Below are 12,027 nucleotides of genomic sequence, written 5' to 3'. Positions count from 1 at the left end.
TCCCGTGGTCGTGTGCCGTACGTCCTGTCGTCACCGACGCTATGGACCGGCACCCCCCGCGGCCGATCCCGCAGCCCGCCCGGTTCGGGGTACAGCAGGCTGTACTCCCCGCTTCCCACGCCCCCGGGGAACCCCCGTTCGGCATAGGGTCCCTCGCATGACAGCGAGCACGCGCGAGGCCGGTGACGAGGCGGTCGCGGCCGTCCCCCGCGAGAGCGCCGGGGACATCGCGCTGCGGACCCTGCGCGCCGCCGCCCGTGCCGTCGCGCAGCTCGCCTCCGGCCTCAACACGGCACTGCGGGCGGGGCTGTTGATGCTGTGGCTGGCCCTCACCGCCGTGACGAGCCTGGTCGGGGTGGGCCTGCTGACGGCGCCCGCGGCGCTGCGCGCCCTGCACTCCCTGGCCGGACGGGAGCGGGACCGGCTCGCCCGCTGGGGCCCCGAGGTCGCCGCCCCGGAGCCACCGCCCACCCGGCTGCGGGCGGCCCTCGTCGACCCCGCCACCCGCCGTGAACTGCGCTGGCTGGTACGGCACTCCACCGCCGGGGCGCTGCTCGGCACGGCCGGTGTGCTGCTGCCGGTCCTCGCGGTGCGGGACACCGCGTTCCCGCTGTACTGGACGTTCATGCCCGCAGACACGACGGCCACCTCACTCGGCGTCGGCAACGCGCACACCTGGCCGGACGCCCTCGCCGTGGCACTGCTCGGCATCGGCTGGATCGCCATCATCCTGGGGCTGACGCCCGGCATGGCCCGGCTCCAGTCGGCCCCGGGACGGCTGCTGCTGGCGGCCGGGCCCGATGTGGACCTCTCCCTGCGGGTCGCCGAGCTGACCGCCACCCGGGCCGCCGCGCTCGACGCCCATGCCACCGAACTCCGGCGGATCGAGCGGTCGTTGCACGACGGCGCGCAGAACAGGCTCGTCTCGGTGGCCGTGCTGCTGGGCGCGGCCCGCCGCATGGTGGCCCGCGACCCGGACGGCGCCGACGAACTCCTCGAACGCGCCCAGTCCGCCGCCGAACAGGCGCTGGCCGAACTGCGCACGGTCGCGCGCGGCATCCTCCCGCCGGTGCTCGCCGACCGGGGTCTCGCGGGCGCGCTCTCCGGTCTCGCCGCGGACTGCGCGGTGCCGTGCCGGACCGACGTGGACGTGCCCGTGCGCTGCGCGGCCTCCGTCGAGGCCACCGCCTACTTCGTCGTCGCCGAGGCCCTGACCAACATCGCCAAGCACAGCGGGGCGCGGCACGCGACGGTCACGGCACGCGGCAGCGGCGACCGGCTGCTGCTGCGCGTGGAGGACGACGGCCGGGGCGGCGCGGACGCGGAGGGCGGCTCGGGTCTCACCGGCATCCGGCGCCGTGTCGCCGCGCACGACGGCGCCCTCACCCTGAGCAGCCCGGCGGGCGGGCCGACCGTCCTGGCCGTGGATCTCCCGCGCGGTACGTGAGGCGGGAACCGGGACGAGCGTTGAGAGCCTGCGATGCGGTACTCGAACCAGGAGGACGGACGGACATGCGGATCGTGATCGCCGAGGACGACGCGCTGCTGCGGGAGGGGCTCGCCCTGCTGCTGCGCGCGGAGGGCCTGGACGTGGTGGCCACCGCCGGCACCCCGGACGAGGCCCTGGACGCCATCGACGTCCACAAGCCGGACGTGGCCATCCTCGATGTGCGGATGCCGCCGACCCACACCGACGAGGGGATCGTCGCCGCCGTCGAGGCCCGGCGGCGGCGCCCCGACCTCGCGGTGCTCGTGCTGTCCGCCTACGTCGAGCAGAGCTTCGCCACCGAGCTGCTCGGCGGCGGGGTCGGCGGGCTGGGGTATCTGCTGAAGGAACGGGTGGGCCGGGTCGAGGAGTTCCTCGACGCGCTGCACCGGGTGGCGGCGGGCGGCACCGCCATCGACCCCGAGGTCGTCGCCCAGCTCTTCACCCGCTCCCGCCAGGACACCCGGCTCGACCGGCTCAGCCCGCGCGAACGCGACGTACTCGCCCTGATGGCCGAGGGGTTGGGCAACTCCGCCATCGCCGGAAAGCTCGTCGTCACCGACGGCGCCGTCCACAAACACATCCGCAGCATCTTCGCCAAGCTCGACCTGTCCCCCACGGACCAGGTCGACCGCCGGGTCGCGGCGGTCCTGCGCTATCTGGAGGACCTGCGGCGCCAGGCGTGACCGGCCGCCGGGTCACCTTCCTCGGTACGGCAGGCGGTACGGCGGACTCCTGCTGATGTCCCGGCACCGGAGCACGCTCCAGGAGGGCGTGGACGCCGTCCAGCAGGCCGGGACGGTCGCCGTCGTCGCCCGGGGCGGCGTCCCGCGCCCGCGGTCAACCGCCCTGCGCCGCCGGCTCGATGACGTCCTTGCGGGTCACCGCCAGGTGGACGACCAGGCCGAGGATGACGGCCAGGAACAGCGCGCTGGTGACGACGGTGCCCAGGCCGATGCCGCCGTCGCCGGTGGGCTGGGAGAGGTAGTCGCCGATCGAGGCGCCGAGCGGGCGGGTGAGGACGTAGGCGATCCAGAAGCTCCACACCGCGTCCAGGCCCAGCGCGCGGTGGGCGACCGCGACCGCGCCGATGGCGAGGGCGAAGAGGGCCGCGGCGAGCCAGTAGCCGAGGTTCAGGCGCTCGGAGACCAGGTCGCCGGCCGCGGTGCCGAGGGCGAAGGTGAACAGGACGGCCAGCCAGTAGTAGGCCTCGCGGCCCGTCGTGTCGATGCTGTGGATCGACAGGGTCCGCTCGCGCCGGTACCAGACGACGAAGACGGCCGCGAGGGCGAGCGCGAACACCGTGGTGGTGGTCTCCAGCGGGACGCCCATGTTGTCGGTGAGGTTGTCGCTGATCAGGGTGCCGACCACGCTGATGAGGGCGACGGCGAGCCAGTAGACGCCCGCGCGGTAGGCGGCCGTACGGAACTGGACGGCCAGGACGACCGCGAGCAGGGCGCTCATCAGCAGCGACACCCCGGTCAGGCCCAGGCCCGCCTTCTCGTTGAGCAGGTCGGCCGCGGTCTCGCCGACCGTCGTGCACAGCACCTTGATGATCCAGAAGTACGCGGTGACTTCGGGGACCTTGTTGCGGCGCGGGCGGCGGGGACGGGGCAGGCCGGGTGGCGGCGGGGCGGCGGTGTCGCGGCCGCGGGGGATCTCGTGGGTCATGGGGTGCGACGGTGCCAGCGGGTGCCTGAACGCATCCTGACTGCCGCGGGGCGCCGCGGTCGTCTACAGTTCGGTAGACCGTCTACATGACTGTAGTCACCACAGTCGCGGCAGTCAGCACAGGGAGGACCATGCGCCCGGCCATCCTGGTCGTCGAGGACGACCACACCCTGCGGGACGTGCTGATGCGCGGGCTGCGCGACGAGGAGTTCGACACCGTGCCCGCGCCGGACGGGGCGACCGCGCTGCGGCTGGCCGGTGCAGACATCGCCGCCGTCGTGCTCGACATCGGGCTGCCCGACGCCGACGGACGGGACGTGTGCCAGGCGCTGCGGGCGAACGGCTTCCGCTCCCCGGTCGTCTTCCTCACCGCCCAGCACCGGCTGCCCGACCGGCTGTCCGGATTCTCGGCGGGCGGCGACGACTATCTGACCAAGCCGTTCCATCTCGTCGAGCTCGCGGCCCGGCTGCGGGCGGCACTCCAGCGGACCGCGCGCCCGCCCGCCGCCCCGGAGCCCGAGCCGCCGGAAGGGGACCTGATCCTGGACGCCGTACGGCACGCGGTCGGCGTCCGGGACACCCGGGTCGGGCTGACCCCGACCGAGTTCCGTCTGCTGGCCGCGCTCATGGCGGCCTCGGGCGGGCTCGTGGGCCGCCGCGAACTGGTCCGCGCGGCCTGGCCCGAGGGCGCCCGCGTCCACGACAACACCCTCGACCAGTACCTGACCCGCCTCCGCCGCAAACTCCGCGCGGCGGGCAGCACCCGCACGATCGGCACCGCCCGCGGGGTCGGACACCGCCTGTCATGAACGGCACCCGGGGCGGGCCGCTCGGCACGGTGACCGCGCTCCCGCTCGCGCCCCGCACCCTCCGGGGCCGGCTCTCCCTCGTCGCGCTCACCACCGCCGCCCTGCTGATGCTCGTCCTCACCGTCGCCTTCAACACCGTGGCCGGGCACCGGCTTCAGCACCAGGCGGACGACGAGCTGCGCACCCGGGCCGCCGCCGTCGCCACGACCGTGGACACCGGCGGGCCGGACGTCCGCGTCCTGGAGACCCCGCACGACGACCTCCTCGACGCCGACGTGTGGATCTACGACGGACACCGGCTGCTGGAGGGGCCGCCGGGCGACGGCCCCCTGAACCGGGCCGCCGGCGCGCTCGCGGCGCGGAGCGGACCGTCCTGCGTCACCGCCGAGCCGCGCGGCACCCTGCGGCTGTGCTCCCGGCCGGTGCGCGGCGGGCGGAGCGCGGCCACCGTGGTCACCGCGCTCGACCTCGCCCCGTACCGGAGTTCGGCCCACACCCTCCTCATGGGCTCGCTCGCCCTGGACGCGGTCATGCTCGCCTGCACCTACGGGCTGACCCGGCTGGCGGTCGGCCGTGCGCTGCGGCCCGTGCGGACGATGACCGAGCAGGCCGCGCAGTGGAGCGCCGTGGCGTCCGGGGAACGGTTCGGCGGTCTCCGGCAACCCGCCGAACTCGCCGCGCTCGGGGCGTCGTTGGACTCCATCCTCGACCGCATCCGGTCCCTCCTGCGCCACGAACGCCAGCTCACCGGGGAGCTGTCGCACGAACTTCGCACCCCGCTGAGCCGGATCGTCGCCGAACTCGACTGGTGGCGGACGCGACCGCGCACCGCCGGGCAGACCCGCGCCACCCACCAGGTCATCGGGGACGCCGCCGAGTCCATGCGCACCATCTGCGACACGCTCCTGGCCGACGCCCGCGAGGACGCCCCGACCGCTCCGGGTGTCGCCGAGGTGCTGCCCACGCTGCACCGGCTCGTCGAACTCCTCGGTGTGCCGGGCCACTTGACGGTGGCCGTCGACGGCCCGCCGCTGACGGCGGGCGTCCCGCCCGCCCGCCTCGAACGCATCGTCAGCCCCCTCCTCGCCAACGCCTGCCGCTACGCCCGCACCACCGTCGCCGTCCGCGTGCACCGCGCGCCCGACGGCGTACGCCTGGACGTCGTCGACGACGGGCCCGGCGTACCGCCCGGGTTCGCGGCGCACCTCTTCGAACCCGGCCGCCGCGCGGACCCCGGCGACGGCCACGGCGGCGCGGGCCTGGGCCTGCCGCTGGCCCGCCGGCTGGCCCGCTCCTCGGGCGGCGAGGTCTCCTACGACCCCGGGCCCGCACCCGGAGCCCGGTTCGTGATCGCCCTTCCGGCGGGGTGACGGCGGCGCCGGGTCACACCGCGGTGTCCCGGCGGACGTCCTTGCCCGTGGACGCGAGGTAGCCGACGAAGGCGAGGATCGCCAGCGTCCAGGCCGCCGTGACCGGGCCGAGTCCCAGCGCGAGGCCGCCCCGGCCGTGGCCGACGGCCATCCAGTCGGCGACGGAGGCGCCGAGCGGGCGGGTGATGACGTAGGCGGACCAGAAGGCGAGGACCGCGCCCATCCGGCCGGCGCGGTGGGCGACGGCGGGGACGGCGATGGCCACCGCGTACAGGACGGCGGAGCCGAGGTAGCCGAGGCCGATGGTGGCGGTGAGGTCGCCCGCGGCGGTGCCGAGGGCGAAGGTGGCGAGGACGGCGGCCCAGTAGAAGGTCTCGCGGCGGCGGGTGGTGATGCCGTGGATCGACAGGGTGCGCTCGCTCGCGTACCAGAGCGCGAAGACGGCGGCCAGCGCGAGCAGGAAGAACGGGGTCGAGAGGGCGTAGGGCACGCCGAGCCCGACGTGCAGCACGTCCGCGGCCATCGTGCCGAAGACGCTGACCATGACGATCGCCGTCCAGTAGATCCAGGCGACGTACCGGCGGGCGGTGAACTGGACCGCCAGCGCCGCCACGAGGGCGAGCCCGCCGAGGCCGACCGCCGGGACCGGGCCGAACAGATGGGCGAGGAAGTCGGAGGCCGTCTCGCCCATGCCGGTGGTCAGCACCTTGATGATCCAGAAGTAGACGGTCACCTCCGGCACTTTGCTCGCCGCGTGCGGAATGTGGCGCGGAGGCCGGTCGTGGGTGAGGTGATCTGTCGTCATGGCGGCACCCTGACACGGGGTCCGGCCCGCGCCCCAGCCCCCTTTGCCAGAGCTTTTGCGCTTGCGGTGCATGAGTTGCCCAAGGCCCGCGCGGACCTGAAAGCAACCTGAACGCGAGCACGGAACCGCTGGTCAGCGGCGTGCGCGAGGTGCTATCGGGGCCCGCGAACCACCCTTGCCATTCAAGTTAGGTAACCCTTACCATTGCTCTTCGCACCATCCAGGGCCCGACCGTCCCCCGGTCCGCCCGCGGCGAGCGCTCCACCGACGCAGCCTGGCCGTCCTCCCCTCGTCCCCCAAGGGCCCGGGAGGTACCCCCAGCCGCACCAGCCGCGTACAGGACGGGCCCGTGACTCACTCCACCTCCGCCGGTCTCCACGACCCTGCCCTCGACCACAGTGACTGCGGCGTCGGCTTCCTCACCCGCCTCGACGGGGTGCCGAGCCACGACGTCATCCTCAAGGGGGACGAGGCGCTGCGCGCCATCCCCCACCGGGGCGGCACGTCCGCCGAGGGCGTCGGCGACGGCGCGGGCGTGAGCGTCGACCTGTCGGTGGAGTTCTTCACCGCGCTCACCGGGGAGCCGCTGCGCGCCGGGCACTTCGGCGTCGCCAACTGCTTCGTCCCGGGCGGCGGTTCAGGCCGTGCCGCGGCCGTCGGCCTGGTCGGCCGCAGCATCGCCGACCAGGGCTTCGACGTGCTGCTCGTGCGGGACGTGCCCGTCGATCACAGCGTCGCCCGCCCGGCCGCCGAACCGCACCAACTCCCCATCGTGCAATGGGTGTTCAAGGCCCCGGCGGACTGGACGCGCCCCGCCGTCGACGCCGCCGCGCACCGCGCCCTGCTCGCGGTCGAGGCCGTCGCCTACGCCGACGACACCTACGCCGGGCTGTACCCGCTGTCGCTGAGCGCCCGCACCCAGGTCCTCAAGGGACGGCTCAACTCCGGTGAGGTCATCGGGTACTTCCGCGACCTGGGCGACCCGCGGCACTCCGTCCGCTCGCTCTACTTCCACACCCGGTTCTCCACCAACACCGAGCCGCATCCCACCATGGCGCAGCCGTTCCGGCTCATGGCGCACAACGGCGAGCTGAACACCGACCGCAAGAACCGGCTCAGCGACGAGGCCCTCGCCCGCGCCCGGACCCGCAGCATCGTGCGCCCGCCCGGCCAGTCCGACTCCAGCCGGCTCGACCAGACCCTGCAGAGCCGGGTGTTCGACGACGGACTCGACCTGGTCGAGGCCGTCGTGACGCTCATGCCGCCCGCCTGGGAGAACGACCGCGCCCTGCCCGCCGCCGTCCGCGACATGCTGGAGTACTTCTCCCTCTACGAGGAGAAGAACGACGGCCCCGCCGCCGTCATCTTCAGCGACGGCGACGTCATCGGCGCCCGCCTCGACCGGCTCGGGCTGCGACCGCTGCGTACCGTCGAGACCGCCGAGTACCTGATGGTGGCCTCCGAGGCCGGTCAAGTCGCCTTCCCCGACAGCGACGTCGTGCACCGCGGCCGGATCGAGGCGGGCGGCATGCTCGTCGTCGACCACCGCACCGGACGCCGCCTGCGCACCCGCGAGGTCCTCGAGGCGCTCGCCGCCCGCCGCCCCTACTCCCGGCTGCTCGACGCGGCCCGGGTGAACCTCGACGACCTGCCCGCCCCCGACTACTACCGCGGCACGACCACGCTCGGCTACGACGGCGACCTCACCCTCGCCGGACGGTACGTGGCGTACTCCCTGAACCAGGAGAGCTTCCGCTTCCTGCTCGACCCGATGCTCGCCAACGGCTCGGAGCGCATCTCCGCGATGGGCTACGGCAACGCCATCAACGCGCTCAGCGACACCGAGGGCGGCATGGCGAAGTACTTCTCGCAGCGCTTCGCCCAGGTCACCAACCCGCCCCTGGACAGCATCCGCGAGGCCGACGGCATGAGCATGCGCGTCGCCCTCGGCCCCAAGCCGGACGGCACGGGCAGCACCGCGGGACGCCAACTGGTCCTCTCCTCGCCCGTGCTGGGCCACCTGGACATGGTCCGCCTGCGCGACCAGCGCATCGTCCCGCTGGAACGCTTCGACATGCTCTACGACCCGGTCACCGGCGACGAGCGGGCCAACGCCGACGCGTTGCGCGCCGCCCTGGACCGACTCTGCGACGGAGTCGAGCAGTTCGCGTCCCGGCAGGGCGGCATCGCCGTCCTCACCGACCGCGCGATCTCCTCCGCCCGCGCCCCGCTCCCCGTCGTCCTCGCCGTCGCCGCCGTGAACCAGCGCCTCATCGAGACCGGGCTGCGGCTGCGCGTCTCGCTCGTCGCGGAGAGCGGACAGCTGCCCTCCTCGCACCACGTGGCGACCGCCCTCGGCTTCGGCGCCTCCGCCGTCTACAGCCTCAGCGCCCGGCTGCGCGCCGAGGAGAAGCACCCCAGCGCGCCCGCGCCCGCGGGTGAGGTCACCGAGACGGACCGGGCGCTGGCCCGCTTCCGCAAGGCGGCCGAGAAGGCGCTCGCCAAGACGATGGGCCGGGTCGGACTGTGCACGGCCGAGAGCTACATCGGCGGCGCGTTCTTCGAACCGAACTACCTCGACACCCGCGACGACGTCTTCGCCCGCGTCTTCCCGCACATGGACGCGCCGGTCGGCGGGGTCGGTTTCGCACGCATCGCGCAGGCCGCGACCGAGTGGCACGAGCGCGCCCGCGCCGTCGAGACCGAGCAACAGGTGCCGCTGCTGGGCCTGTTCAAGGAACGGTCGGACGGCGCCGGGCACTCCTTCGGCGTCTCCGCCGTGCGCGGCTTCGGCGACATGACCGAGGAACGCCCGGAGTTCGGCCGCGACACCGACTCCGAGGCCCTGCGCCTGCTCACCCTCGGCCAGTTGGACGACGCCTTCGGCATCACCGACGCGGCCTACCGCGACACCGGCTACGACCAGCTCAGCGACGACGAGATCGACGCGTTCCGGATCACCCCCGGCTACCGCGCCTTCCTCCGCACCACCCACGAGGAACGCTCCCGCCGCCCGTCCGCCCTGCGCGACGTGCTGGCCCTCCCGGCCGACGTCACCGGCCTGCGCACGGCCGAGGACTTCGCCCGCGAACTGGGCCGCTTCTCCACGGACGGCAACGCGAGCGTGACGGTGCGAGGCGTGACCGCCACGGTCACCGAGCGGTCGGCACACCCGGACACCGTGACCGTCCGCCTCCGGCTCGCCTCCCCCGGAACCGAGGTGCACACCGCCCTCGCCGACGGCCTCGCCCGGGCGCATCCCGGCGAGGTCGAGACGACACTCCCCGCGGACGCCGACGGAGTCACGGTCACCGCCACCGGCACCGCCGCCCGCCTCCTCACCCTCCTCCGCCCCGCCCCGGACAGCCTTCGGCTCCCGGACGTCCAGCCGGCGCACGAGATCACCCGCGCCCTCGCCTCCGGCGCGATGAGCCACGGCGCGCTGGTGGCCACCGCGCACGAGGCCGTGGCGCACGGCACCAACATGGTCGGCGCGATGTCCAACAGCGGTGAGGGCGGCGAACACCGTTCCCGCTACGGCACCATCAGGGGTTCGCGGATCAAGCAGTTCGCGTCCGGCCGCTTCGGGATCTGGGCGGGATATCTCGCCGACCCGATGCTCCAGGAACTGGAGATCAAGATCGGGCAGGGCGCGAAGCCCGGCGAGGGCGGCCAGCTGCCCGCGCCGAAGGTCACCGTCGACATCGCGGCGGCCCGCGGCGGCACCCCCGGCATCGAGCTGATCTCCCCGCCGCCGCACCACGACACCTACTCCATCGAGGACTTGGCCCAGCTCATCCACGACTGCAAGGCCGCACGCGTCCGGGTCGTCGTCAAGCTCGTCTCCTCGGAGGGCATCGGCACGATCGCGGTCGGCGTCGCGAAGGCGGGCGCCGATGTCATCAACGTGGCCGGGAACACCGGCGGAACGGGCGCCGCCGCCGTCACCAGCCTGAAGTACGCGGGCCGTTCGGCGGAGATCGGCGTCGCCGAGGTCCACCAGGCCCTGGTGGCCAACGGGCTGCGGCAGAAGGTCGTGCTGCGCTGCTCCGGCGCCCACCAGACCGGCGGCGACGTGGTCACGTCGGCACTCCTCGGCGGTGACAGCTTCGAGTTCGGCACGACCGCGCTGATGATGCTCGGCTGCGTCATGGCGAAGAACTGCAACGTGAAGTGCCCGGCCGGACTCACCACCAACTCCGAGGCGTTCGAAGGCGATCCGCGCGCACTGGCCCAGTACCTGCTCAACATCGCACACGACGTCCGGCAGATCCTCGCCCGCCTCGGCCTGCGCTCCCTGCGCGAGGCCCGGGGCCGCACGGACCTGCTCCAGCTCCTCGACCACCCGGCGAGCGTCGGCCGCCTCGACGTGCGGCGCCTGCTCGCCCGCGTGCCGGAGAAGGCCGTCGCCGAACCGGAGTACCTGGAGAAGGACTTCACCACCGACGACGCCCTCATCGAACGCGTCCGCACGGCACTCGTCGACCGCGGTGAACCGTCCCTGCTCGTCGAGGGCATCCACCTCCGCAACAGCGACAAGTCGGTCGGCGGACAGCTGTCGATCGACGTGGAGCGCCTGCTGAACCACGCGTCGGAGCCGACCCGGCCGGCGATCACGACCGACGACCGGGGCCGCCGCCGCCTCGTCGACGACGCCGTCCGCATCCGCACCACCGGCTCCGCCGGCCAGTCCTACGGCGTCTTCTGCAACGACGGCATCACCCTCGAACACACCGGCACCGCCAACGACGGCGTCGGCAAGAGCCAGAGCGGCGGCCGGATCGTGGTCCGCGCCCCGGGCGGCGGCAGCGCCGAACGCGGCGGCAACGTCCTCGTCGGGAACTTCGCGCTGTTCGGCGCGACCGGCGGCCGGACCTTCGTCCAGGGCGAGGCCGGTGACCGCTTCGCGGTGCGCAACTCCGGTGCCACGGCGGTGGTCGAGGGCCTCGGCGACTTCGGCTGCGAGTACATGACGGGCGGCACGGTCCTCAACCTCGGCGGTTTCGGCAAGGGCCTCGGCAACGGCATGAGCGGCGGCTTCCTCTACCAGTACGACCCCACGGGCGAGTTGAGCCGCCGGGTGAGCGCCGACTCCCTCCTCGTCTTCTCCGTCACCGACACCGCGCACGGCGCCTTCCACGAGGAGGCCGTACGGCTGCTGCTGGCCTGGCACGCGGAGGCGACCGGCTCCCCGCTCGCGGCCCGGCTGCTGGCGGACTGGGAGGCCGAACGGCGGTACGTGTACTGCGGGATGCCCCGCGCGCTCCTCCTCTACCAGGACGCGGGCGAGATCCTGGCCGCGGCGACCCGCAACGAACTGCTGGACGAACTGGCGACGTCGATCGCGACCGACAAGCTGCGTGCGTTCAAGGTCGACTACCGCGACCGGCGGACCGTTCTCGGCGGCCGGGCACCGGCGTTCGGCGACCAGGGCGGCGACGACATGTTCTCGCTGCTGTCCTCGTACACGGTGCTCGGCGTCGCCCAGGACCTCGCGCTGCAGCGGGTGCCGGGCGCGAGCGGCCCGGACGACCCGCGGGTCACCGAGGCCGTCCGCAACCTCGTCCTCACCGAGGACTTCTTCGTCAAGCAGCGCGTCGTGAAGTACCTGCGCGGCACCCTGGAGCGGTTCGACGACGGGGAGTTGGCGACCCTCATCGCGAGCAAGCGCCTCGACGACTACAAGCGCGCCCTCCGGCAGCGCAACAACCTGAGCGTGGACGCCCCCGGCACCTACGGCTGGATCCTCCACCAGACCACGAAGAACGCCGACCGGGTCCGCGCCGCCCGCTTCGACGAGCTGCTCGCGACGGCCGCGCTCGACGACATCGCCGCGCGCCACACCCAGATCCCGCAGGCCCCGACCGAGACGGTGACCGCGTGACC

At 73.8% G+C, this 12,027-nt stretch carries 7 protein-coding genes; 5 read left to right on the top strand and 2 right to left on the bottom strand.

Going from position 1 to position 12,027, the window contains the following annotated elements; all coding sequences use genetic code 11:
• The first annotated feature begins 157 nt into the window (after nucleotides 1–157).
• Nucleotides 158–1,447, top strand: coding sequence for a sensor domain-containing protein (locus ACIPTO_RS24080; RefSeq protein ID WP_366318452.1), 1,290 nt, complete (start codon nucleotides 158–160; stop codon nucleotides 1,445–1,447).
• A gap of 65 nt (nucleotides 1,448–1,512) precedes the next feature.
• Complete coding sequence (locus ACIPTO_RS24075) at nucleotides 1,513–2,172, top strand: response regulator transcription factor (protein WP_366318454.1); 660 nt, start codon at nucleotides 1,513–1,515, stop codon at nucleotides 2,170–2,172.
• 154 nt (nucleotides 2,173–2,326) lie between these two features.
• Here the strand turns inward: ACIPTO_RS24075 and ACIPTO_RS24070 are convergent, their stop codons facing one another.
• Nucleotides 2,327–3,157 carry a hypothetical protein gene (locus tag ACIPTO_RS24070; protein ID WP_401195378.1) on the bottom strand — a complete coding sequence of 277 codons (831 nt, stop codon included), beginning with the start codon at nucleotides 3,155–3,157 and terminating at the stop codon, nucleotides 2,327–2,329.
• Nucleotides 3,158–3,288: 131 nt separating this feature from the next.
• On the opposite strand from ACIPTO_RS24070, the gene ACIPTO_RS24065 reads away from it, so the two are divergent.
• Entirely contained in the window at nucleotides 3,289–3,966 is a 678-nt protein-coding gene (locus ACIPTO_RS24065) for a response regulator transcription factor (RefSeq protein WP_366318458.1), read from the top strand.
• Nucleotides 3,963–5,336, top strand: a complete 1,374-nt coding sequence (locus ACIPTO_RS24060; RefSeq protein ID WP_401195375.1) for a sensor histidine kinase — start codon at nucleotides 3,963–3,965, stop codon at nucleotides 5,334–5,336. Before ACIPTO_RS24065 ends, ACIPTO_RS24060 begins: the two co-directional genes overlap by 4 nt.
• A 13-nt stretch (nucleotides 5,337–5,349) precedes the next feature.
• Here the strand turns inward: ACIPTO_RS24060 and ACIPTO_RS24055 are convergent, their stop codons facing one another.
• Nucleotides 5,350–6,141, bottom strand: coding sequence for a hypothetical protein (locus ACIPTO_RS24055; protein ID WP_401195372.1), 792 nt, complete (start codon nucleotides 6,139–6,141; stop codon nucleotides 5,350–5,352).
• Nucleotides 6,142–6,490: 349 nt separating this feature from the next.
• Here ACIPTO_RS24055 and ACIPTO_RS24050 point away from each other — a divergent pair, with 349 nt between their 5' ends.
• On the top strand, nucleotides 6,491–12,025 hold the full coding sequence (locus ACIPTO_RS24050) for a glutamate synthase-related protein (RefSeq protein WP_401195370.1): 5,535 nt from the start codon (nucleotides 6,491–6,493) through the stop codon (nucleotides 12,023–12,025).
• Nucleotides 12,026–12,027: the final 2 nt, after the last annotated feature.

This window comes from Streptomyces sp. NPDC090083, assembly GCF_044747445.1.
Taxonomy (GTDB): Bacteria; Actinomycetota; Actinomycetes; order Streptomycetales; family Streptomycetaceae; genus Streptomyces.
This window is presented reverse-complemented; position numbering and strand designations above follow the sequence as displayed.